General features: G+C 61.2%; 19 protein-coding genes. 16 read left to right on the top strand and 3 right to left on the bottom strand.

Annotation, left to right across the window (positions count from 1 at the left end):
* On the bottom strand, window positions 1–2479 hold a 2479-nt coding region (locus tag E5J99_RS06135), incomplete at its 3' end, for a PQQ-dependent sugar dehydrogenase (RefSeq protein ID WP_135496841.1).
* A 791-nt stretch (window positions 2480–3270) separates the two neighbouring features.
* Between E5J99_RS06135 and E5J99_RS06130 the strand changes: the two genes are divergently transcribed.
* From E5J99_RS06130 to E5J99_RS06090, 10 genes are all read left to right on the top strand, one after another.
* Window positions 3271–6483 (top strand): tetratricopeptide repeat protein, encoded by a 3213-nt coding sequence (locus E5J99_RS06130; RefSeq protein ID WP_135496840.1) that lies wholly within the window; start codon window positions 3271–3273, stop codon window positions 6481–6483.
* Between the two features lie 86 nt (window positions 6484–6569).
* On the top strand, window positions 6570–8270 hold the full coding sequence (locus tag E5J99_RS06125; RefSeq protein ID WP_135496839.1) for a porin family protein: 1701 nt from the start codon (window positions 6570–6572) through the stop codon (window positions 8268–8270).
* 171 nt (window positions 8271–8441) lie between these two features.
* A complete protein-coding gene (locus tag E5J99_RS06120; RefSeq protein ID WP_135496838.1) occupies window positions 8442–9602 on the top strand; it encodes an HU domain-containing protein in 1161 nt (386 codons plus the stop codon).
* 1 nt (window position 9603) lies between these two features.
* Entirely contained in the window at window positions 9604–10314 is a 711-nt protein-coding gene (locus tag E5J99_RS06115) for a MotA/TolQ/ExbB proton channel family protein (protein ID WP_135496837.1), read from the top strand.
* 90 nt (window positions 10315–10404) lie between these two features.
* Entirely contained in the window at window positions 10405–10818 is a 414-nt protein-coding gene (locus E5J99_RS06110; RefSeq protein ID WP_135496836.1) for an ExbD/TolR family protein, read from the top strand.
* Between the two features lie 115 nt (window positions 10819–10933).
* On the top strand, window positions 10934–11818 hold the full coding sequence (locus tag E5J99_RS06105; protein WP_135496835.1) for a hypothetical protein: 885 nt from the start codon (window positions 10934–10936) through the stop codon (window positions 11816–11818).
* Between the two features lie 110 nt (window positions 11819–11928).
* Window positions 11929–13236: a bifunctional folylpolyglutamate synthase/dihydrofolate synthase gene (locus E5J99_RS06100; RefSeq protein ID WP_135496834.1), complete on the top strand. Its 1308-nt coding sequence runs from the start codon at window positions 11929–11931 to the stop codon at window positions 13234–13236.
* Between the two features lie 9 nt (window positions 13237–13245).
* A complete protein-coding gene (gene trmB, locus E5J99_RS06095) occupies window positions 13246–13908 on the top strand; it encodes a tRNA (guanosine(46)-N7)-methyltransferase TrmB (RefSeq protein ID WP_135496833.1) in 663 nt (220 codons plus the stop codon).
* A gap of 13 nt (window positions 13909–13921) precedes the next feature.
* Complete coding sequence (locus E5J99_RS22005) at window positions 13922–14044, top strand: hypothetical protein (protein WP_262712970.1); 123 nt, start codon at window positions 13922–13924, stop codon at window positions 14042–14044.
* Window positions 14045–14056: 12 nt separating this feature from the next.
* The gene (locus E5J99_RS06090; RefSeq protein ID WP_167852016.1) at window positions 14057–14758 is read left to right on the top strand and encodes a hypothetical protein; all 702 of its coding nucleotides are present in this window, start codon (window positions 14057–14059) and stop codon (window positions 14756–14758) included.
* A gap of 22 nt (window positions 14759–14780) precedes the next feature.
* Here E5J99_RS06090 and E5J99_RS06085 read toward each other — a convergent pair whose 3' ends face one another.
* The gene (locus tag E5J99_RS06085) at window positions 14781–15407 is read right to left on the bottom strand and encodes a beta/alpha barrel domain-containing protein (protein WP_135496831.1); all 627 of its coding nucleotides are present in this window, start codon (window positions 15405–15407) and stop codon (window positions 14781–14783) included.
* A gap of 273 nt (window positions 15408–15680) precedes the next feature.
* Between E5J99_RS06085 and mnmA the strand changes: the two genes are divergently transcribed.
* The 6 genes from mnmA (at window position 15681) to E5J99_RS06055 (ending at window position 23424) form a co-directional block, all read left to right on the top strand.
* A complete protein-coding gene (mnmA, locus tag E5J99_RS06080; RefSeq protein WP_135496830.1) occupies window positions 15681–16835 on the top strand; it encodes a tRNA 2-thiouridine(34) synthase MnmA in 1155 nt (384 codons plus the stop codon).
* A gap of 63 nt (window positions 16836–16898) precedes the next feature.
* Window positions 16899–17609, top strand: coding sequence for a hypothetical protein (locus E5J99_RS06075; RefSeq protein ID WP_135496829.1), 711 nt, complete (start codon window positions 16899–16901; stop codon window positions 17607–17609).
* 182 nt (window positions 17610–17791) lie between these two features.
* A complete protein-coding gene (locus E5J99_RS06070; RefSeq protein WP_135496828.1) occupies window positions 17792–19489 on the top strand; it encodes a S8 family serine peptidase in 1698 nt (565 codons plus the stop codon).
* 168 nt (window positions 19490–19657) lie between these two features.
* On the top strand, window positions 19658–19981 hold the full coding sequence (locus tag E5J99_RS06065) for a hypothetical protein (protein WP_135496827.1): 324 nt from the start codon (window positions 19658–19660) through the stop codon (window positions 19979–19981).
* Between the two features lie 195 nt (window positions 19982–20176).
* Window positions 20177–20881 (top strand): ribulose-phosphate 3-epimerase, encoded by a 705-nt coding sequence (gene rpe, locus E5J99_RS06060; RefSeq protein ID WP_245318739.1) that lies wholly within the window; start codon window positions 20177–20179, stop codon window positions 20879–20881.
* On the top strand, window positions 20881–23424 hold the full coding sequence (locus E5J99_RS06055; protein ID WP_135496826.1) for a TonB-dependent receptor: 2544 nt from the start codon (window positions 20881–20883) through the stop codon (window positions 23422–23424). The genes rpe and E5J99_RS06055 overlap by 1 nt, the downstream gene beginning before the upstream one ends.
* A 102-nt stretch (window positions 23425–23526) precedes the next feature.
* Here E5J99_RS06055 and E5J99_RS06050 read toward each other — a convergent pair whose 3' ends face one another.
* Complete coding sequence (locus E5J99_RS06050; protein ID WP_135496825.1) at window positions 23527–24450, bottom strand: DUF2911 domain-containing protein; 924 nt, start codon at window positions 24448–24450, stop codon at window positions 23527–23529.
* Window positions 24451–24492: the final 42 nt, after the last annotated feature.

The following is a 24492-nucleotide window of genomic DNA, read 5'->3' as shown; positions in this document are numbered from 1 at the left end:
CTTGTCCGTTGAGGGCCAGGGCGAAGGTTTCGGCGTTGTTGTCCTCCCACACGTAGGCCCAGACCCGGTACTGGCCCGCGGGCACGGCCGAGAGCGTGACGTTGAGGCTGCCGAAGGCATAGACCGAGCTGCGGATCATGCCCGTACGGGGCGCATCGGTGGCGGGCAGCAGGGCGATGGTGTTGTTGGCGAAGGCCGTGCCGTTGGTGGAGTAGTTGGGGGCTGTGCTGCCTTGCCAGGCATTACCGTCCAAGGTCAGGGCGCTGCCGGCCAGCTCGATGGCCCGGTAGAAGGCATACGCGGGAGCCGTGCTGCAATCCGGATTCAGGCGAACTTGCTGCGTGGTAGACAGGCCAGCTGCATCGGTTACGGTCAGAACCACTTCGTAGTAATAGGATTCAGCACCACAGCCCAGCGGCAGCGTAGTCAGGCTACCCACGGTTGTGGTCTGCATGGGTTCGGGGTGCATGTGGTCTTCGTGATGCAGGGCCCCCTGCCACTGGTAGCTGAGCTGAGCGCCGCTGTGCTCCTGATCGGTCACAGTGGCTTCTAATGAGAAGGTTGTTTGGGCTGAAACGGAATACAGGGTGTTTACCGCCGGACTGGTAATGGTCACCTGCGGCGGCGTATTGTTAACCGATACCACCAGGGTAGTCTGGTTGGTAAGCCCCTGCGGATCCGTGACGGTGAGCGTAACCGTGAATTTTTTGGGTGCCGAGGTGGCCGTGGTAAAGGTATGCGCCGGGTTGGGAGCCGTGCTGGTGGTGCCATCGCCAAAGTTCCAGAGGTACGTGAGTACCTGTCCCTCCGGATCGGAAGAAGCATTGCCCGTAAACTTTACGGCTAAGGGACTGGGGCCGTATAGTTTGTCAGTAGAAGCTACGGCAACTGGCGCCACGTTGCCGCTGCTGAGGTAGGTGATTTTGCGGATTTCAGATGGAAAGAAATTCACGTAGAACAGCCCGGTTTCGGCCGGACTCACAGCCATGTGTACCACCACGGCCCCGTCGTTCACAAAATCCCGGACAGCGGTCGGCTTGTTGCTGGCATCCAGGGTCATATTCCGAATCCAGCCCTCCGTATAGTCGCCGAGGAAATACGTGTTCTGATATCCGGCCGGAAAATCATTATACGGATAGAATACGCCTCCTACGCTGGCGCTCCCCCCAAATTGCGGCCCCGTTACCGGCGAGCCAGTAGCCCCGATGTTAATCGTGGCTGGCGTTTGGCCGCTGAAGATGCCCGTGCGCGCAGGCCCCGCGCCGTGCCCCCAATCAATAATCGGTCGGGTATGTACGAAGGTAGGAACGGAGGCCGGTAGGGCTTGCCCGCCACAAGGATTCACGAAACTGGCCGTACCGGTGGTCGTAGCCTGCTTTATCAGGTCTTGAAAATAGAAGTACTCCTGCGTGCAGCCATTAATGCCAAACCGGGGGTTGGGAGCATAGAAGTTATAGCGCTTCTGGCCCATGAACGTTGGATTCGCCACCAACCCCTCAAACAGGGGCCAGCCCATATTCTGCCGCGCCTGGCTCACGACATTCATCTCTTCCCAGTTGGAAAAGCCCACGTCGCCGATGTAGAGCACGCCCGGATTACCATCGGCGGGATTGGTGCTGCCCGTACCGGGCTTCAGCGTCATTCGGAAAGGATTACGCAACCCCAGGGCCCAGACTTTGGAGCGGGGCGCCTGCGGGTCGGCCGCGTTGTAGAATGGGTTGCTGGGCACCCCGGCACCGGTAAGCGGATCGAGGCGCAGCACCTTGCCATTGAGGCAGTCAACTAACTGGGACCGAAAAGCCCCCACATTTTCTTTATCCGTGATAATGCCGTCCTGCAGGGCCTGGGCAAAGTAGGAGTCCGGGTTGCTGCCAAAATCTGCAGTACCGCCGGTAGCCCCATCACCGACCGAGGCGAGCAGCATGCCATCGGAGCCAAAGAGCAGGGTGCCGGTAGAGTGGGTACCCTCCAGGCACGCAACGCCCGTGGATTTGGTGGCCCCCAGCAGTATTTTGCGGCTGGCCAGATTCACAGAGTATGTATCGCCGCTTTTGGTGGCAGTGTAGCGCGTCAGCCGGCTGATGGTTGCGTTGAAGTACTCGTTGGTAGTCGGGCTGTACGCGGCTGTTCCGAAGTTCAGCAGGTGGTGGCGGTCCACCAGGTAAAACAGATAAAAATAGCCGTTCGTGTCAAACTGCGGGTGCAAGGCAAATCCCAGCAGCCCGTGGTCGATCCAGGCCCCGACTTCGGGGCTGATATCCAGCAGCAGGCTGCGCTGGCCATTCGTGACAACCCACACCCGGCCGGGCCGCTCCCACACAAACATGTGCGTGCCGGTAGCATTAAAAGTCAGTCCGACGGCTTCGTCCCACTGGCCGGAAACGGTGGTAGAAGTAAAGCCCGTTGGGGGAGCCTGGGCAAATCCGATGCGGTAATTCAGGAGACCCAGCAGTAGGAAAAAGTAAAGTTTGAGTTTCATAAGAAGAGGGGCACTGAGTAAATGGGAAGAGCTCGGTCAGAGCGGGGGCGGAACGGGCACGAGTAGAAAAGGGTGGGCAACGGCTGACTTAGTAGCCACTGTTGGCGGTGTAGGAGCAGCGGGTAAGCCCGGCGTGGGGAACCCCAGCTGGGTCTTATGCGGGACGAAGCCCCTGATTTGGGGCAGTACCTACCTGGCTTGGTGGGCCCGTAAGTACCTTAGAGTGAAGAGCAGGGAGACGGGAGCAGAGGATTAGGGGAAAAGAAGCTCAGCAGCTATAGTCCTAAGGAGTATGGCTACTGTTATAAGGCTTGGTGTGCGGCAAGCCTAAGGTCTAAGTGCCCACCTTCAGCCTGACACCATAAACCCCAGTACATATCACTGTGAGCTGAAGCAATATAAAGTATACTATTAGAATAATTTATATGAATTTAATATTAAATTAAAAATTCAGGGCCTGCTGTTGGCGAGCCATAACAGTTCCAGCCATTTACTCCGGGGTAGTTAGCGGGAGCCTCCGACCATCTGTTTCTTGGCGGAAGGAATGGTGAGTGGCACTCGACAGATAGGCAAGTAGCGACGATGTGCCTGGCACCAGGCCAGCCGGCCAGCTCTCAACTGGTGCGGCAACGCCTGCGCCCACCCAGGGGGCCAACCTCGCGCATACCAAACTATCTTCCCTGGCGTTGTATGGGCTAGCCAAAACTGGGAACAACGCAACCCATTGCGTTTTTTCGCTACTTTTGGCCAATACCGGGCCGGCAGCGCCCTTTTCCCGTAACGCCCCGTTAATGAAGATATTTCCCCGGATTGCGCTGGTCGCCTCGCTCAGCGCCGCGGCTCCCCTGGCCGCTTCGGCCCAGCAAACGCAGGTTTTCGCCTCCGACGAACGTCACTTTCAGGAAGGCCTTGAGCTCTTCGACCGGGCCAAGTACGGGGCCGCCCAGCAGGCTTTCCAGCGCTACCTCGACCTGACCCAGCGCCGCACCGGCGAAACCCGTGACCGGACCACCGACGCTGAATACTACCGGGCCGTGGCGGGCCTCTACCTGTTTCACCCCGATTCGGAAGGGCAGGTGCTGGCCTTCGCCGCCAACAACCCGGCGCACCCCAAAGCGGCTCAGGCATTTTTCGAGCTGGGTAAGTTTTACTTCGACAAGAAAGACTACGCCAAAGCCATCGACTACCTGCAGCGCGTAGGCGCCGACAACCTCAGCAACGAGCAGCGCGCCGAGTCGGAGTTCAAGCTGGCCTACAGCTACTTCTCGCAGAAGGAATTCGACAAGGCCAAGCTGCTCTTCGACCGCAACAAGCAGGGGCAGCACGAGTACCGCTACGCCAGCAGCTACTACGCCGGCTACCTGGCCTTCCGGGCCGGCGACTACGCCGCGGCCCGCCAGGACCTGGGCGTGGCCGAGCAGAACGACGCCTACCGCCTCGTGGTGCCGGCCATCATGAGCCAGATCTACTATAAGGAAGGCAACTTCGACGGCCTGATTGAGTATGGCACCAAAGCCCTGGCCCAGACCCCCCCGCCCCAGGGCGCCGACGAAATTCAGCTGTTGGTGGGCGATGCCTTCTACCAGAAGCAGGACTTCAAGCAGGCAGCCGAGTACTTCGACAAGTATGCCGCCGGCCGCAAGAAGATTGAGCCCCGGGTGCAGTACAAAATCGGGTACTCGAACTACAAGATGGGCGACTATAAGGGCGCTATCGGCAGTCTGAAGGGGGTGGCTGCCCAGCGCGACTCGCTCGGGCAGAACGCGGCCTACCACATGGGCCTGAGCTACCTGCAGACCAACCAGAAGCAGCTGGCCCTGAACTCGTTCGATGCGGCCCGCAAGACTACGTTCGATAAGAATATCAGCGAAAATGCCACGCTCAAGCACGCCCAGATCAACTACGAGCTGGGCAATACGCAGGAGGTAATTGCGGCGCTGAAGGACTTCAACAAACGGTTTCCACGCTCCAAGAACGCCGCCACGGCCGACGACATTCTCAGCGCGAGCTTCCTGACCTCTACCGACTACGTGCAGGCCCTCGCTTACCTCGAAGGCCTCGACGACCGCAGCCCCAAGCTGAACGCCACTTACCAGCGCGTGGCCTATCTGCAGGCCGCTACGCTCTACAACAACAACCAGTTCAACCAGGCGCTGCCGCTGGTCGATAAGTCGCTCAAATACCCGCAGGACGATGCCTTACGGGCGGCCGCGCAGGTGCTGAAGGGCGAAATCTACAGCGTGGGGCAGCGCTACCAGGAAGCCATTCCGAGCTACACGGCCGCCATCCGGACGGCCGCTGCCGGCAGCGCCGCCCAAACCGACTTCGACCAGAAAGCCCGCTACGGCCTGGGCTATGCCTACTACAACACCCAGCAGTATGAGCGGGCGCGCAGCTCGTTTCAGGCCTACCTGAATGACCCGATTGCCAAGCCCACCGACCCTAATTACTACGACGTGACCTTGCGCGTGGCCGACACGTACTACGTGGCCAAAAGCTACGCCCAGGCCCTGGAGCTGTACGATAAGGTGATTGCCGCCAACGCCTCCGACAAGGACTACGCCTACTACCAGAAAAGCGTGACGCTGGGCCTGATGGGCCGCCGCGACGAGGCCACCAAGACCCTCAGCACCCTGCTCAAAACCGCCCCCCAGTCGCGCTACGCCGACGACGCGGTGTACCAGCAGGCCCAGTTCGACTTCGAAGCCGGCGACTTCCAGCCCGCCGTCGATGGCTTCAGCCGCCTGATCGTGAACCGGCCCAACAGCCAGCTCATTCCGCAGGCCCTGCACAAGCGCGGGGTGGCCTACGCCAACCTGGGCCAGCACGACAAGGCCATTACCGACTTCAAGCAGGTGCTCGACCAGCACCCGCGCACCAAGGCCGCCAGCAGCGCCATCTATAGCCTGCAGGAAAGCCTGTCGGCACTGGGCAAAACGGAGGAATTCGACCAGTATCTGGCCCAGTTCAAGCAGCAGAACCCCGAAAGCAAGGCTACCGAAAGCGTCGAGTTTGAAGCCGCCAAGTCGCTGTATCTGGCCGAGAAGTATCCGCAGGCCATTACCCGCCTCGAAACTTACCTGAAGCAGTATCCGGCCACGGTGCTGGCCGCCGACGGCCGCTACTTCCTGGCTGATTCCTACCTCAAGACCGGCAAGAAAACCGACGGGCTGGCCCGGATGCGCGCCGTGGTGACGGAAGGCAAGAGCGAATTCGTGAACCGCGCCGTGGGCCGGGTAGCCGATCTGGAGTTTGAAGCCAAAAACTACCCCGAGGCTATTAAGTACTACACCCGGCTGCGGGAAGTGTCCCAGAACAAGCGCGAGGTGGCCAATGCCGGTATCGGGCTGATGAAAAGCTACTACGAAAGTGCCGACTACGCCGGTACGCGCCGCGTGGCCGAGGAGCTGCGCAGCCAGGGCGGCGCGTCGCTCAACGCTACCAACGCGGCCACTCTGTATTTGGGCAAAGCCAGCTACAAAGCCAGCAACTTCGACCTGGCCCTGCCGGAGCTGACGGCCGCCGCCGCTGCTACCGACGAAACCGGAGCCGAAGCCCAATACCTGCTGGCCGATGTGCTGTTTCAGCAGAAAAAGTACGCTGAGGCACTGGATGCCGCCTACAAAACCAACTCCTCAAATTACGAGCTGTGGCAGGGCCGGGGCTTTTTGCTGATTGCCGACATCTACACGGCCCAGGGCGAAACGTTCCAGGCCAAGGCTACGCTGACGTCCATCATCGAGAACAAGTTTCCGGTGGCCGAAGTCATCGATGGTGCCAAGCAGCGCCTGAGTGCCTTGTCGGCCGAGCCGAGTGGCGGTACGACGGGCGGGGGCAAAACGCCGCCCGCCAAGTCGCCCGCCCCCAAAACGCCGACGGGCAAAACCGGCACTGCGCCCAAAGTGCCCAAAGGCAAAACGCCGGTGCGCAGCTCGCTGCAGCCCATCGAAACCCAGCCCACCGACTCGACGGCCACGCCCGAAGCCGGTACCAACGAAGAGTAGCCGCCGCTGCCTTCCCACCTCTGACCGTCAACCAGGGCCGCTCCTGAACCACGTTTGCGCGTTTCGAAGCCCCCAGACCTTATTCTATGACCCTTCGCTCCCCCCAACTGCTGCCTTTTGCTCTGCTGCTGGCTGCCGCGCCCGCTACCGCGTGGGCCCAGCGCACCGGCAAGACGGGCGGCAAAATTGAAGACGCCGAAATTGAGATTGTAAAGGAGAGGGTCAACCAATTGCCCGAAGCCACTCGCAACTTCGAGAAGATCCGTATTGACCCGCCCGCTAAGGAAGACCGGCAGGTGACCTACACCTACCCGGATTTCCGGCTGCCCGCCGACCGTCTCAATCCTTCGGTGCGCGTGCTTACCATCCGCCAGGAAGACCTGGCCCCGCTCACGGGCAACTACCTGAAGGGCGCAATAGGCAACTACGGCACGCTCTACGGCAAGGCGTACCTGCACAACACGCGCAGCGACGCCGCCGCTTATGGCCTCAATTTCAGCCATATTTCCTCCGCCACGGGGCCCGTCGACAAGAAAAATTCTGGTTCGAGCCAAACCAGCCTCGGCCTGAACGGCGAAACCTACAACGGCCCCATGACGCTGGGAGCCAAGCTCGATCTGGGCCGGGAGCGGTATAATTTCTACGGCTACAACCGCGAAACCCAAACCCTGCCGCCACCCACCGACAGCCTCAAGCAAGTGTTCAGCCGGGCTGCGGTGAAAGTATATGCCCGCAACCAAAGTGCGGACGCCCCTTTTCAGTATGATGTTGGCCTGGGCTTCAACTACTGGAAAGACAACTTCAAGGCCCGGGAAAGCAACTTCAGCGCTTCGCTGCGCTCGGGCTACACGCTGGGTGAGAAAAGCCGCGTGGCCGTGAGCGGCGACCTGTCGCTGATTTCCTACCAGGATTCACTGAAGGTGACCCGGCCGTTTGTGCAGATAACACCAACCTACGAGCTGACGCTGGAGCGGCTGGCTCTTTCGGTGGGCGCCACGCTGGGCTACACCGGCGACACCATTCGCCGGGCCCAGCAGTTCAACGTGTACCCGGCCGTGCGGGTGGGCTACACCGTGGCCGAAGATAAGTTCGTGGTATTTGCCGGCTTGGGCGGCGCCCTGCAGCGCGTCACGATGTACGACCTGACCACCGAAAACCCCTGGCTGGCTCCCAATCAGCGCGTGGCCGACACCCACCGCGGCCCCACGGTGTTCTTCGGCTTCAACTCGACGCCGGCCCGGGCCCTCTCCCTGAATGCCAAGGTGACCTTGTCGAACGACCGGAACCTGTACTTCTACAATAACAATCGTCGCGACTCCACCAAGTTCGACCTCGTGTACGACCGCAAGGCTACCCAGCTGATTAACGTGCACGGCGAAGTTCTCTACAACGCTGCCGAGCAGGTGCGCATTGGTTTCAAGGCCGACTACAACGGCTACAAGACGCCCACGCTGGCGGAGGCATTCCATCGGCCGGCTTTCCAGTCCACGCTGTTTGGTAGCTACAATATGTATGATAAGCTATTGCTGGGCGCTGAGTTATATACCTATAGCTCCAGCTACGGTTCGGGCTACGTGCGCCGCCTTGCCAATGGGGTGCCGGTGGGCGAAGTAGTGCGCCCCACCAACACTGTAGTCGACCTCAACTTGCGGGCCGATTACCGTATTATGGAAAATCTATCCATATTTGCTCTAGGCAATAACCTGCTGGGCCGCAAGTACGAGCGTTTTCTGAACTATCCGGTGAAAGGATTCAACGTGCTGGCGGGCGTAACGTATGATTTTTGAACAGAATTGAGTTGATGCCCGAATCACCTTTCAGCTAGTATCGTCAAGGCCTCCAGGTCGCCGCAACGTAGCCCGCGCCACTCGCGCGGGGAGGCGTTGGAAACGGTCCGGAGGTCTTTTGCATACCGTCTGCTCCCGTTCGGGCTTCTTTCACTTAACCCATTGCCGCCAATGCAGCTCTCCGATCATATCCGCACCTTACTGCGGGACCACGACTGCGTTATTATCCCCGATTTTGGGGGTCTGATTGCTGATTACGCGCCGGCCCAGGTACATCCTGTGCGCCACACGCTGGCTCCACCGGCCAAGCGCGTCGCCTTTAACCAGTCGCTCACCCGCAATGACGGGCTGCTAGTAGATGCCCTCAGTCGCTCCCTGAATCTGACCACGACCCAGGCCCGCCTGCTCGTGCGCGACGCCGTAGCGCGGCTGCAGGCCGAGCTCGTAAGCGGCCAGCGCGCCGAGCTGCCCGGCGTCGGTATCTTCCGGCAGTCGGCTGGCCGGGGCCTGGACTTTGAATACACCGGTAGCCACAACCTGCTGACGGCCAGCTACGGCCTGCCCGAGCTGGTGTCGCGGCCCATCCGCGCCACCGATGCCTTGCTGGCCCGCGACCGGCAGCCGTCCGCTCCCGTCTTAGCTGTCAGCCGTTCCCGCCGCGCCATGAAAACTTTCCGAATTGCTGCCACGCTGGTTATCACTGGCCTGGTTTTGTCGGCTAACTATCAGTTCGCCTCCCAGTTAGGGTATCTGCCCGAAAGCTGGCGGCTAACGACCAGCCAGGAGCAAACGATGGGGCAAGCCACGCCCGCCGAACAAACGGCTCAGCCCATGGCCCGGCAGCAGGCCGCTCTGGCCAACGAAAGCTGGGAAGACGCTGCGCCTGCTACCGCCGAGGTAGTGGCCGCGCCGGAGGCCGTGGCTCCCAAGACCGTTCCGGTACTAGCTGCCAAGCCGGCTGTGGCGCGCAAAGTCGTAGCCGCGAAGCCCACTACGAAGGCTGTGGCCGTGGCTAAACCGGCTCCGGCTGCCGTGGTTGCCAAGCCAGTAGCAACCGTGGTTTCACTTGATGCTGCCAGTACCACAATTAAAGGCCGCACGGGTCGTTCTTTCATCATCGTGGGGGCCTATACCACGCTGGCCCACGCCGAGAAAGGCCGTCAGGCCCTGGTAAAACACGGCCACCGCACTGCCCGTATTGTGCTGCCGGCTCCCGGTAGCCGTAAGTACCGTCTCTCGGCCGTCGACTTTCCAACCAAAGCCGCCGCGCAGCAGCAAATTCCCGCCCTGCGCAAGCACTTAGGTTCTTCTCTCTGGGTACTTAATTACTAGCATGACCGCTTTCCTGTTGCAGATTACCGCCGCCGCTACTACCACCGCCGATACCGCCGCCGTTGCCGCTACCCAGGCTGCTGATGCCGCCGCCGCCGCCGACCTCTCCCTGATTGATCTGATCCTGAAGGGCGGCTGGATCATGGTACCGCTGTTTCTGCTTTCCTTCGTTTCGTTCTATATCATCATTGAGCGCTACCTGACCATCCGTCGCGCGGCCGTGAATCCGGACTCGTTTATGGCCGGCATCCGGGGGCTGATGGTGAAGAGTGACTTGCAGGGAGCCAAAATGCTGTGTGCCCAGAATCCGTCGCCGCTGGCCCGCATGATCGAGAAAGGTATCCGCCGCATTGGGTTGCCCCTGAAAGACATTGAAAGCAGCGTCGAAAACGTCGGTAAAATTGAAATTGCCCGCCTCGAAAAGAACATCAGCATCCTGGGCATCATTGCCGGTATTGCGCCTATGCTGGGCTTCGTGGGTACTATTATTGGGGTAATCAAGATTTTCTACGCCATTTCGACTACCGGTGACTTCGGCATCGCCCAGATTTCGGGCGGTCTGTACACCAAAATGGTTACTTCAGCGGCGGGTCTCATCGTGGGTATCATTGCCCACGTGGGCTACCACTGGCTCAGCATCATGGTCGAGCGACTGATTTTCCGGATGGAAAATTCCGCCATCGAGTTCATGGATATTCTTCAGGATAATTAGGAACCGGTAAGCAGGAATCAACAGGTGGCCGCTCGGCCGATTGAGTTCCTGCTACTTTATTCCTGATTCATTCACTTCTACTTAAGTACAATGGACCTCAGCCGGCGCCGTAAGCTCTCCTCGCACGTCGAGACGTCTTCGATGAACGACATTATGTTTTTTTTGATGCTGTTTTTCCTGATCGTGAGCACCATGGTCAATCCGAACGTCATCAAGCTGATGCTGCCCAATGCCCGCTCGGGCAAGGCCGTCATGAAGCAAACCATCAATGTATCGGTCGATGCGGCGGGGCAGTATTTCCTGGATCAGCAGGCCGTGACGGCCGCCACGCTGGAAACGGCCCTGGCCCAGCGCATCGCCGGTCTGGAAGCGCCCACCGTCGTGCTGCGCGTCGACTCGTCGCTGAACGTGCAGAAGCTGGTCGATATTCTCGAAATCGGCAACCGCCTGAAGGTGAAGATGGTGATGGCCACCCAGGCCCAGCAGGCCGCCGGCAAGGCCTAGCCGCCGCTCCGGGGAACAGACTGCGGTTGGCCCTCGTTACAGTATCAGAACCCAACGTATTGGCTTACGGCGCGGCTTTCTTCGCGCCGTAACGCGTTTCTACCGAGTTGAAGCCATGGCAGTAGAATACCGCGAACAACACCGCCGCGAGGCACTTATCGGCACCGTAGTCGTGCACGCGCTGCTGGCGGCGCTGTTCATTTTTACCGTTTTCAAAGGTCCCGACCCACCGCTGCTCGGCCTGGGCGGCGACGGCGTGGAGCTGAACTACGGCGTGGACGAAGCCGGCTCCGGCGACGTGCAGAGCAAAGCCCTGGCCAACGAGTCGCCGAACCGGGAGGACAGCCGCCCGCCCGCTTCGGCCCCCGACCCGGAGCCGCGCCCCGTGCAGCAGGCGGCGGAACCCGTGCCCCAACAGGCTTCTGAGGATAAGATAGTGACTTCGGAAGCCGAGGAAAGCCCGGTGAGCGTACCGCCCGTAGAAAAGCCCGCGCCCAAGAAAGAGGAAGTGCGGGAAGTGCCCAAGCCCGCTGAAAAGCCCCGTACACTCTACACGCCCAAAGGCAGCGCCAGTGGCGGTGGCAACGGAGAGAATGGCACCAGCAACGCCCCCACCGGCAACAACAACGGCGATAAGCCCGGCTCCGTCGGCGACCAGGGCAACCCCAACGGTTCGCTCGATGCCAAAGCGCTGTACGGCCAGCCCGGCAGCGGGGGCAGCGGCAGCAGCCCCGGCTCGGGTGGGTTGGAAATGGCAGGTTGGGCGTTTGTCTCGAAGCCTGATGCGCCCGCGCTGGATAATACCTCGGGCTTTGTGCGTTTCAAGATTAAAATCAATGCCGATGGTGAGGTGGAAGCCGTAACCAAAGTGGCGGGCAACGTGACGCCAGCCCAGGAGAAGGTGTGCCGTGATGCGCTGGAAAACGCTGATTTCCGGCGTACCAGCTCGGCAGCAGGTGGTGCCACGGGCTTCTACACCTTCAAAATCACCGTGCGCTAACTGCCGGTATCTGTCGCTATTCCGGGCCCGCCGGTCGGATTATTCCGGCCGGCGGGCTTCTTTTGTACTCCGGCTGCCGCACGCTTCCTTTCCATCCGCATTCCTTCCGCATGACCTACCGCGAAACCTTGGCCTACCTCTACGAACAACTTCCGATGTTTCAGCGGGTGGGAGTAGCGGGCTTTAAACCCGGCTTGGGCAATACGGAAGCTCTGGCCGCCGCGATGGGGCATCCGGAGCGGCGTTTCAAAGCTATACACGTGGCTGGCACCAACGGCAAAGGCAGCAGCTCGAACATGCTGGCGGCCGTTTTGCAGGTCGCCGGCTACAACGTGGGGCTGTATACCTCGCCCCACCTGCGCGAATTCACGGAACGCATCAAGCGCAACGGCCAGGATCTGGATCCGGAGTATCTCGTGCAGTGGGTGGCGAAGTGGCGGCCGTTGTTTGAGCAGATTCAGCCATCTTTTTTCGAGATGTGCGTGGCCCTGGCCTACTCGTATTTCGCCGAGCAGCAGGTGGATATAGCCGTGGTAGAAGTAGGGCTGGGCGGGCGGCTTGATTCCACCAACATCATTACCCCTGTGGTGTCGCTGATTACCAATATCAGCTTCGACCACCAGAACCTGCTGGGCGATACGCTCCCGCTGATTGCGGCCGAAAAAGCCGGTATCATCAAGCCCGGCGTGCCCGTTGTTATCAGCCAGACCCAGCTGGCAGTGCAGGCGGTTTTCGAGCAGAAAGCCCGGGAGGTCGGCGCACTGCTTCACTTCGCCGATGCGCGCTATGAAGCGGCGCTGGCTGAGCCGCCGCTGCCGGATGCCACCCGCCAGCTACTGCGCATTACCCAACCCGGCGCGGCCGACCACTTGCTGGAAGTAGACTTGGCCGGCGACTACCAGCGGCTGAACGTACCCGGCGTGCTGGCCGTGCTCGACGAACTGCGGCAGCAGGGCTGGAGCCTGCCCGAGGCGGCGGTGGTGGCAGGCCTGCGCAATGTGCGCCGCCTCACCGGCTTCCGGGGCCGCTGGACGGTGCTGGGCCGCCAGCCGCTGGTGATTTGCGACACGGGCCACAACGAGGCCGGGATTCGCTTTATCACCGCTCAGCTGACGCGCTTATCCTATCAGCGGCTCCACATCGTGTTGGGCGTAGTCAATGATAAGGATGTGACTACTATGCTGGGCTTGCTACCCACGGCGGCCACCTATTACTTTTGTCAGGCAGCCATTCCGCGGGCTTTGGCCGCGCCGGAGCTGGCCGCCCGAGCCGCCGCCGTGGGCTTGCGGGGCCTTGCGCATGGCCCGGTGGCGGCGGCCGTAGCGGCGGCCCGCGCGGTGGCTACGGCCGAAGACGTGATTTTTATCGGGGGCAGCACGTTTGTCGTGGCCGAAATTGAAGAACTATATTCCGAGTAACAACCCAATATGAGTCGAGTAAAACAGAAGCGCTTTGCCAATAACGCCGAGCGGCCGGACATTGTGGAGCCGGGCAAAGCCAACTTCCAGCAGCTGGCTGGCCGCTGGCAAACCGGGTTTTTCGCCCAGTCCAACCCGATAACCCTGGAAGTGGGCTGCGGCAAAGGCGACTACACCGTGGGGCTGGCCGAGCGCTACCCCGACCGTAATTTTCTGGGCCTCGATATCAAGGGTGACCGAATCTGGAAGGGGAGCCACCGGGCCCAGGAGCTGGGCCTGACCAACGTGGGCTTCGTGCGCATGCGGGCTCTCGACCTGCTGCAGCATTTTGGCCACGGTGAGCTGAGCGAAATCTGGATAACCTTCCCCGACCCCCGGCCGCTGCTGGGCGATGCCAAGCGTCGGCTCACCGCGCCGCGCTTTCTGGATCTGTACCAGCATATTCTGCGCCCCGGCGGCTTGGTGCACCTCAAAACCGACGCCGGCGACCTGTTCGACTACTCCCTGGAAATCGTGACCCAGCGGCCCGGCGCTACGGTGCTGGCCCAGACCAAGGATTTGTACGCCTCGGCCGAGCTGCTGCCCCACGCCGAGGATATCCAGACTCACTACGAAAAGCGCTTCCGGGCCGAGGGAATCCCGATTAAGTACCTGCAGTTTACGCTTAGCTAGCTCCGCGCTGCCCATGCAACCACTGCCGCCGCTGCACACGGCCCACCTGTTTCCGGTTCTCAACCAGCTGCTGCTGAAGCTGCTGGCGGGGCTGACGCCCGAACAGTGGGAGCTACCGACGCTGGCCCCGCAGTAGCGGGTGCGCGACGTGGCCCTGCACCTGCTGGATGGTAACCTGCGCAGCCTCTCGATGCTGCGCGACGGCTACTTCGGCCAGCAGCCAGCGGGCGGCTCGTACCCCGAAATCGTGTCGTTTCTCAACCAGCTCAATGCCGACTGGGTAGCGGCAGGTCAGCGGCTGAGTCCGGCGGTTATCCGGTGGCTGCTGGAAGTATCGGGGCCGGCATATACCCGCTACCTGGCTGGGCTCGACCCCGCCGCGCCGGCTACTTTTGCCGTAGGCTGGGCCGGTGAAGCAGCGTCGGCCAACTGGTTTTACGTAGCCCGCGACTACACCGAAAAGTGGCACCATCAGCAGCAAATACGGCAGGCGGTGGGGCAGGAGGCTCCGCTACTGACGCGGGAGCTGTATCAGCCATTTCTGGCTACCTGCCTGAGGGCACTGCCGCACCACTACCGGGCCGTGGATGCTGAAGCGGGGCAGGCAATTGCCTTCGTGATAAGCGGCGAAGCGGGTGGCACGTGGCATATGGTACGAAGCGTCGAGAGCTGGCAGCTCGTGCCTCAGTTTGCGGGAGTTCCAGCAGCAACGGTCGTTATGGATGGCACGGTGGCCTGGCGGCTGTTTACCAAAAGCCTGCCCCGCGCGTTGGCCCAGGCCTCAGTGCAGATTTCCGGGGACGAGCGGCTGGGCGAGCCTGTTTTTGAGCTTACGGCCGTGATAGGCTAGTTTCGGCGCAGGCCGGGAGGGGCTACTCGTCTTCCAGCTGTTCGAAAATGGCTTCCATCTCCGAAAAGTCGCGCAGGCCGGTCTTAATTTCCTCGCCGCCTTCGAGCACGATGCCCGCCGGCTGTATTTCCTGCACGAACTGCCGCACACTCACGGCCGTCGCGAAAGCCGTGCCCAGCCAGAGCTTGTAGGTGCGGGCCTGCTGGGTAAGCTGCGCCCGCTGCATGGCCGAGAGTGGCTCGGGCGGGGCTGTGGCCAGCACGAACCCCGCCACGTGGGCCTGCTGGTCGCGGAACCGCTTTTCAACGTCCTCGGCCAGCATATCCGGAATCCACTTAATTAGCTTCAGCGCCGGCACGGCCAGCTGCGACAATTCCTCGGCGGTGCGTCGGCGGTGCAGTAGCACGTGGTGCAGCCCGCAGGTAGCGGCCAGGGCATTGATTTCCGGAATCGACAGCGTGTCAAATTCTCCTACCAGCTGCACGCCGGCTACCCAGCCGCTTAGCTCCTGCACCAGCGCCGGCTCCAGATAGCCGGGCAAGGCCGGATCGAGGCGGAAGGTGAGGTAGTCGGCACCCATACCGGCGCAGTAGCGCGCGTCCGACAGGTTGTTGATGCCGCGTACAAGCACAGAGGTAATCAGAGGCATGGACGAGAAGCTAAGCGAATTGAACAGGAGAAAAGGAAGATAACGCGGTAATATTCGGCATAAAAACCCAGTGCGTAACTACTGCCCCTGCGGGAAGCCCGTAAAAGCCCGCCGGGAGAAGTCGTGAAAAATGGCCCGCCGGTGGCCCAACACAGGCTGCGCTGGGCAGCTCGGACCACCCGGCGCGGCGGCGTCGGTTCGCAACTCTGGACTGCCTACCTTTGTATCTCACGGCCCGGAAACTTTCAGCGGGCCAAGTGGCTTTTGTACGTTATGAATACTTCAGGGACGAAAGGACGGGTACTGGTCGCTATGAGCGGCGGCATCGACAGCTCCGTGGCCGCAGTGCTGCTGCACGAGCAGGGCTACGAGGTGGTGGGCATGACGATGAAGACCTGGGATTATGCCTCGGCCGGGGGCTCGAAAAAGGAAACCGGCTGCTGCTCGCTCGACTCCATTAACGATGCCCGGCAGATAGCCGTGGAGCTGGGCTTTCCGCACTACATCATCGACATCCGCGACGAATTCGGTGACTTTGTTATCGACAACTTCACGGAGGAATATTTGGCCGGCCGCACCCCCAATCCGTGCGTGCTCTGCAATACGCACATCAAGTGGGACGCCTTGCTGCGCCGGGCCGACCAGCTCGGCTGCCACTACATTGCTACGGGCCACTACGCCAACATCCGGCAGGAAGCGGGCCGTTACGTAATCAGCAAGGGCCTCGACGAGCATAAGGACCAGTCGTACGCGCTGTGGGGCGTGTCGCAGGAGAGCCTGGCGCGCACCATTTTTCCGCTGGGCGGCATGCGCAAAACCGAAATCTACGACGAGGCGCGCCGGCGGGGCTTCACGGAGCTCGTGAACAAGCCCGAGAGCTACGAAATCTGTTTTATTCCGGACAACGACTACCGGGGCTTTCTGCGGCGGCGGGTAGCGGGGCTGGAGGCGCGCGTGGCCGGGGGCGAGTACGTATTGCGCGACGGCACCGTGCTGGGCCACCACGAGGGCTATCCGTTCTACACCATCGGGCAGCGCAAGGGCCTGGGCATAGCGTTGGGCTTCCCGGCCTACGTCACCGAAATTCGCCCCGATAGCAATCAGGTCGTGCTCGGCAATTACGACGAGCTGGCCAGCACGGCCACGCTGGTGGGCAAGCTCAATATGGGCAAGCTAGCCTCCCTGGAAGGCCGGGGCCTGGTGCCGGCTACCACCAAAGTCCGCTACAACCACGATGGCGCACCGGCGTTTCTGGAACAGGTGGGCGACAAGATCCGGGTGTATTTCGAGGAGCCGGTGCACGCCATTACGCCGGGGCAGGCCGCCGTTTTCTACGACGGGCAAGATGTGCTCGGTGGCGGCTGGATTGAGCGCCACACCATTGCGGAGGTGCCCGCCCGTACTTTCGCCCCTTCCGTTACAGCCTAATAGTATACGAGTAAGCTAATGACGCGCTATTTCTCTCGCAGAAAATTATTCCAGCTGGTTCCAGTGGCCGTCCTGGCCCTGGCCGGCTGCCAGAACGAGTCGGTACCGGGCCCCGAGTCGGGCACCGACTACTACCCGCTGGAAGTAGGCCGCTACCGCATTTACGCGGTGTCCGATACGCTGTGGGCAAACTACCAAAGGCAAGTAACGACCTACCAGTTTCGGGAAACGATTACGGACCCAATCACGGGGGCGGCGGGCGTCACGGGCTACCGCCTGGTGCGGGCCAAGCGCCTGTTGCCCACCGATGCCTGGCGCGACGACAGCGTAATGGTGGTTACGCCCACCGAGGGCGCTCTGGTACTGACGCGCAACAACCGCCGCACTGTGGAGCTGGTGTTTCCGGTGCGAAAAGACCGTGCCTGGAACATGACGGCTTTTAGCGCGGTCGATACTGTTATTAAGCAGGAAGATGAAAGCCGGCGCTATGAAAAAGTAGGAGAGCCCTTCCAGGTTACGACGGGGGGCAAAACCTACCGCTACGAGCAGACGCTGACCACGGCTCTGATCGATGACAACATCACCGGCTTCGACGACGAGTATTACCTGTCGAAGTATACCCAGGTGTACGCCAAAGGCATCGGGCCGGTGTACCGGGTGCGGCGGCGCTTCAACTACTGCGACCAGCAGGCCCAGACGTGTTCCCGCACCAACACTCGGATTTATCAGGGGCAGTCGCGGGTAGAGGTTCTGCTTGAGGAAGGAAAGCTGTAGGGCGAAGAGCACCCAGATTAATAGCGGTAGCTGCAACGTAATTCCGGCGACAGGTGTATTTCACCTGTCGCCTTTTTCGTGCCCGGTGTCGGCGATTTCTTCGCCCGGGTCGCAGCGGGCAGCCGGCCGCCGAAAAGCGGACAGTTTAGTATCTTCCCGCAAGCTAACTCCACCCACTACGAATGCGTTTTTCTACTCTGTTGTTCTCGGGCCTGAGCCTGGGTTCCCTGTCGGCCGCTGCGGCGGGCTCCGACGTGCCCTCGCCCGCCGTGCGGGCCGTGCCCACTGTGCGCAAGCACCTCGTATACTTCCGCGACAAAGCCGGCTCGCCCTTCACTGTGGCCCAGCCCCAGGCGTATCTGTCGGCGCGCTCCATTCAGCGCCGTGCCCGCCAAAACATCAGCGTGCTGCCCCGCGACCTGCCGGTGAACCCCAGCTACGTGGCCCAGGTGAAAGCCGTGCCCAAAGCTCAGCTCTGGTACACTTCCCGGTGGTTCAACGCGGCCGTGGTCGAGTGCGACTCCACCACGCTGGCTACGATTCAAACCCTGCCGTTCGTGCGCAGCGTCGTGACGCTCAACCGCGCCCCGCAGACCGCCGGCGCCGACCGTAAGCGGACCCCTGAGCCGGTGCTGCCCCAGGAGCGCGCGGCCGCTCCCGCCGACTACGGCACGGCCTACGGCCAGAACAATATGATTGGGGCCGTGGCCATGCACAGCGCCAATTTCCGGGGGGAGGGCATCCATATTGCCGTTTTCGATGCCGGCTTCCCGGGCGTGAACCAGATTCCGGCTTTCGCGCCCCTGTTTCAGGAGCAGCGCTTGGCCAGCACGTTCAATTTTATCGACAAAAACAAGGATGTGTACCTGCGGAATAACCACGGTACCAATTGCTTGTCAACTATGGCGGCCAATCAGGCGGGCTTCTTCATCGGTACGGCTCCCAAGGCTACCTATCATTTGTGCATCACCGAAGACGTCGTGCCGGAAAGTCCGGTAGAGGAAATGAACTGGCTCATTGCGGCCGAATACTCTGATTCGGTGGGCGTGGACATCATCAGCTCGTCCTTGGGCTACACCACCTTCGACGACCCGACCAAGGACTACAGCTATGCCGATCTGAACGGGCGCACGGCCATTTCGACCCGCGCCGCCGCCGTAGCCGCCCGCGTCGGAATACTGGTCGTGAACAGCGCCGGCAACGAAGGCGGCAGCAGCTGGCGCTACGTAACGGCTCCTGCCGATGCCGACTCCATTCTGACCGTGGGCGCGGTAGATGCTGGGCTGCGGCGGGCGGGCTTCAGCTCCGTAGGCCCCACGGCCGATGGGCGCATCAAGCCCAACGTCGCGGCCCAGGGCTCCCAGGCCGCCATTCTGACGCCTTCGGGCGCGGCTTCGCGGGCCAATGGTACTTCCTTTTCGTGCCCGATTATGGCTGGTATGGCGGCGGGCTTCTGGCAGGCCAACCGCGACCTGACGGCCCAGCAGGTTATCAGCTTCCTGCAGCGTTCCGGCTCCCAGGCCACGGCTCCCGACAACTTGCTCGGCTACGGTATTCCCGATTTTGTGCGGGCCTATGCGCTAGCCAAACCCGGTACTCCCTTGTCGAACGGCACTCCGGAGGCGGGCGTGGAGAATCTGGCGGTATATCCCAATCCTAGTACCGATGAGCTATTCGTGCAGCTTACACCTTCCTTCCAGGGCCAGCCGCTCAGCGTGCGGATAGTGGATGCCCGCGGAGCCATGGTGGCTGAGCAGCAGCTCCCCGCTACTACTGCCGCGCAGGTGCAGCTGCGGCCCGGCCCGTTGGCCAAAGGGATATATACCTGCACCATCAGCAGCAGCAAGGGGCAGCGAACAGTACGGTTCGTGAAATTGTAATTGCTGCTAAAGAAAATAGTTAACGCCGAAACGGTGAATCACTCTATTTGGGGCTTGGTTTGCTGTTTCGGCGTTTTTATGCAATTAAATCCTGCTTTCAGGTGTTGGCTAAAGCCAAGGATATTAGTATCTTTCTGCCTACTTCATACCCCTTTTACTCCTTCCGGCATGTTACAATTAATGGTCACCAAGCGCATTGGGCGCCGCCAGTTTCATTTCACGGTGCAGGGCACGAACTTCCACGACGTGGTGGCGGAGTACGACCGGCTCAGCTTTCCCGATGTAGTGACCTGCGGTCTGTGCGGCTCCGACAATCTGGACTTGTCCTCGCGCGTGGCCCAGGACAAATTCAAGTACACGTCCGTCAAATGCCTCGACTGCCGGGGCGATGTCACTTTCGGCAAAACCCAGAAGGATGATCAGACGGTGTTTCTGCGCAAGCGCGAAGATGGGGGGCTGGACTGGCAGGCCTGGAAAAAAGCCGACAAGTAACCTTTGTTTGGCACCTCGATGTACTACCGCTGGCGGCGGTACACTTTTCCGCACCCTCGCGGTCTGGCTGTAGCAGAGCCGGGCCGAGGGGGTGCTGTATCGTGCGGCACCGGAGCGTAGTAGGTGAAAGAAAAGCGGGGCTGGGCCCGGGGTGCATATACTAAAACCTGCCCCCCAAACCGTTACCTTCGCGCTATGAATTCGTCCCGTCGTATAGTGCCTTTGCTGGCCCCTTCTCTGCTTGCCGCCGATTTTGGCAACCTCCAACACGAAACCGAGCGTCTGGCTGGCAGCGCCGCCGACTGGCTGCATTGCGACGTGATGGACGGCCGCTTCGTGCCCAATATCTCCTTCGGCATTCCGGTGCTGCAGGCCATTCACCGCCACGCCCAGCAGCCGCTGGACGTGCACCTGATGATAGAGGAGCCGCAGCAGTATCTGGCGGCTTTCCGCGACGCGGGAGCGGCCAACATTACGGTGCACTATGAAGCCTGCCCGCATCTGCACCGGGTGGTGCAGCAAATCAAGGCCCTGGGCTGCCGGGCGGGCGTGGCCCTGAATCCGCATACGCCGGTGGCCGTGCTGGAAGACATCATTGCCGACCTCGACCTGGTGTGCATTATGTCGGTGAATCCGGGCTTTGGCGGGCAGTCGTTTATTCCCAACACCCTGCGCAAAGTAGCGGCCCTGAAAGAGTTGATTGTTGACTATAACTCCTCGGCCCTGATTGAAATTGACGGCGGGGTAAGCCTCGATAACGCTGCCGCGCTGGTCGAAGCGGGGGCCGACGTGCTGGTGGCGGGCAGCTTCGTTTTCAACTCGCCCGACCCGGTGGCCACGCTGGCCACCATGCGCCAGCAGCTGAACGCGCTGGTAGCTGAAACCCAGCCGGCCCGCTAATGCAGCGCTATAGTATCTCTCTGCCGTTGCGGGTTTGTCTGCTCTGCGTCCTGTTGGTGCTTACCCCACGTGGCGCGGCCCTGGCCCAGCAAGCCGCCCGGGTGCTCATTACCGGCACCGTGCGCGATGCGGCGGGCACGCCGCTCGAACAAGTAAGCGTGGGAGTGGAAGGCCAGCCTGGGGGCACCAATACGGACGATGCGGGCCGGTTTGCCCTGAGTGTAGTGCGGCCCCTGACGGGCAAGCCGCCCACGCTGGTCACGCGCCGCCTGGGCTACCAGCCGCAGCGCCTGGTCTTGAATCTGGCCGAAAACCGGGAGCTGAGTATTACGTTGGCGCTGGCGCCACGGGCCATGAGCGAAGTAACTGTGCGGGCGCGCAACGACGAAACCAATACCCGCGAGCAGGTCAGCGTAGTGCGCATCGATCCACGCTCGGTTAAGGAACTGCCGTCGGCTTTCGGCGACTTCAACAAGATTCTGACGACGCTGCCGGGCGTGGTCGCTAATAATGAGCTGACGAGCACCTATACCGTGCGGGGCGGCAACTACGACGAAAACCTGGTGTATGTCAATGGTATTGAGGTGTACCGCCCGTTTCTGGTGACCTCGGCCCAGCAGGAAGGCCTGAGCTTTGTGAATCCCGATCTGGTAGACCGCATCGAGTTTTCGTCCGGCGGCTGGCAGCCCAAGTTTGGCGACCGACTTTCCTCGGTGCTGAGCATCGAGTACAAGAAGCCCCAGCGCTTTGGCGGCTCGGCCACGGCCAGCCTGGTGGGAGGCACGATGCACGTGGAGGCTACGTCGCCCAATAAGCGCATCAGCTACCTGGCCGGCATTCGCTACAAAAACGCCACCTACGTGCTCCGCTCCCTGAAGCAGCAGCAGGGCGGCTACAATCCGACCTTCTACGATGGGCAGGCCTACATCAATGCCGCGCTGGGCCCCAAAGACAACCCCGAGCGCACCAGCCTGGGCCTGCTGACGACCTTTGCCCACAACGATTTTCGCTTCAACCCCGAATCGGGTCAGGCCACGTTCAGCACTTCTACCAATCAGTTCACCCGCCTCTTTATTGCCTACAACGGGCGGGAGCGGATGCAGTACGATACCTATCAGGGAGGGCTCAATCTGCGCCACAACTTTTCGGACAACCTGCAGGGCGAGCTGCTGGCCGGGGCTCTCATTTCCCGCGAGTTTGAGTACCGCGACGTGGAGGCTGCCTACAGCTTCGCCGAAATTAACCGCGACCCGAACTCGCCGGATTTCAACCAGGCCGTGCGGCAGCGCGACGTAGGCTCGCGCTTCGACCACTCGCGCAATAACCTGCTGGCCCGCGTGGCCACGCTGGAAGCCCGGGGGCGCTGGACGCCCGGCACCCGGCACACAGTGCGCTGGGGGGCAAAGGTGGGCCGGGAGAAAATCGAAGATCAGCTCAACGAGTATAGTTTCGTCGACTCCGCCGATTTTGTGCCCGACTACCGCCGCACCCGGCTGCTGTCGGACCTGAGCCTGGCCAGCACCCGCTACCAGGGCTACGCCCAGCACACCGTGGAGTTCGACACGCTGCGCACGCTCACCTACGGCGTGCGCACCAGCTACTGGTCGGTGAACCGGCAGCTGACGGTGAGCCCGCGGGTGCAGTATTCCTTCATCACCCGGCGCAACCCCAATCTGTCGTTCAAGTTTGCGACCGGCCTGTACTACCAGCCGCCGTTTTACCGCGAGCTGCGCGACCAGACCCGTGGCACCCAGGCGACGCCTAAGGATGTGCTTGTGCAGCAGGCGGCCCTGAATCCGGAGCTGCGGGCCCAACGCTCCCTGCATTTTATTGCCGGCAACGAGTTGCGTTTCCGGCAGTGGAGCCGGCCTTTCGTGTTCACCAGCGAGCTGTATTTCAAGTACCTGACCGACGTCATTCCCTACGATATCGACAACGTGCGGCTGCGCTATTTTGCCAAAAACAACGCCACGGCCTACGCTGCCGGCCTCGATACGCGCGTGAGCGGCGAGTTTGTGAAAGGTGTAGAATCCTGGTTTAGCCTGGGCCTGCTAACGACCCGTGAAAATATCGAAGGCGACTCGCTCACCCAATATGCGGCCACCGGTGAAGTCGTGGGGCGCACCGCGCAGGGCTACATCCGCCGGCCCTCCGACCAGCGCCTGAACTTCGGTATCTTCTTTCAGGATCAGCTGCCGGGTAACCCTTCAGTGAAGGGCTACGTCAACTTCGTGTTCGGTACCGGTCTGCCCTTCAGTCCGCCCAGCCTGCCCGAGGAGCGCGGCACCACCAAACTGACCCGCTCCTACAAGCGCGTGGATCTGGGTTTCTCCAAGGTGATTTCCCTTTCTACCACCGCCGCTGAAACGCGCCGCGTCGGGCAGCTGGAAAGTCTGTGGCTGGGTCTGGAAATTCTGAACGTACTGGCGGCTAACAACGTGGCCGGCTACAGCTACGTGCAGGATGTAAATGCCCGTACCTACGCCGTTCCGAACTATCTGTCGCAGCGGGTAATTAATCTGCGGGTTATTGCCCGCTTCTGAGGAAAGTAAGCAACGACCAAAAAGAGGGTCGGACAGGATATCCTGTCCGACCCTCTTTTTGGTCGTTGCTTACGGAATTATTACGGGCTTTGCGGCGCCCGATTAATAGGCCTTCGACTGCCACTCGGTGAGTGTGATGCGCATGTTGGGCTGTTTTGACTTGAAGCCGGGGTCATCTTTCTCGCCCAGCTTCAGGGCGCGTCGGCCATAGACGATGGCCGTGCCGTAGTCTTGCTTGGAGGCCAGCAGCCGGGCCTTAATCCAGTTATTGGTGTACACCTCCTTTAGCCGCAGCGACTCGTTGATGTAGCGCAGGGCCAGCTCCGAGTGAATGTTGTTCTGCACGAGGTAGTCGGCGGCCTGGGCCAGCAGCTGCCAGTTGGTGGGGTAGGCCGCCAGTACTTTCTCGATGCCGGCCAGCGCTTTGGTATGTACATCGGTTTCGATGAGCATGCTGACCGTGCGCTTTTCCCAGGACAAATTCAGCCGGCCGCCAGCGGGCTTCATCTCGGAAAACCAGTACACCAGATTTTCATGAAACGGCGAGGCTTCGGGCACCACGGGCAGGCGTAGCTGGTCGTCTTTGGCGTTGTAGCCCTCGCTGCCCCAGTGCGTGGTAACGCGGTTCAGAATCAACTCCCAGTCTTGGTCGGACTTGGGTAGCACGTAAAACGAATACTTGCCGGCGGGCACAGCCTGGCCGTTCAGAGACACGGGGTCGGGGAACGTCAGCACGGTATTCTCATTGGCACCCGCGCGCCACACTTGCTCATAGGGCACTAGCTGGCCCCAGATAGCGCGGCCCTTCACCGAGGGTGTATGATAGTCCACCGTCACGTCCGTCAGGCCGATGGTCTGGATCAGGACGGCGTGGGGGCTGGCCTGGGGCAGGGGCAGCTCCGGGGCGGCGGCGGCCGTTCTTGGCTGGGCAGCTTGTTGGGCCTGGGCCGTGCAACAGCCGCCGGCTAGGGCCAGCAGCAGGCCAACACGACAGGTAGCAGTGGAAAAGATGCGGGCTACAACCATAGGAGCAACAGGTGGAAAGGGCGGGGCGAGGGCGAAAACGAA

Source organism: Hymenobacter elongatus, assembly GCF_004745955.1.
Taxonomy (GTDB): Bacteria; Bacteroidota; Bacteroidia; order Cytophagales; family Hymenobacteraceae; genus Hymenobacter; species Hymenobacter elongatus.
This window is presented reverse-complemented; position numbering and strand designations above follow the sequence as displayed.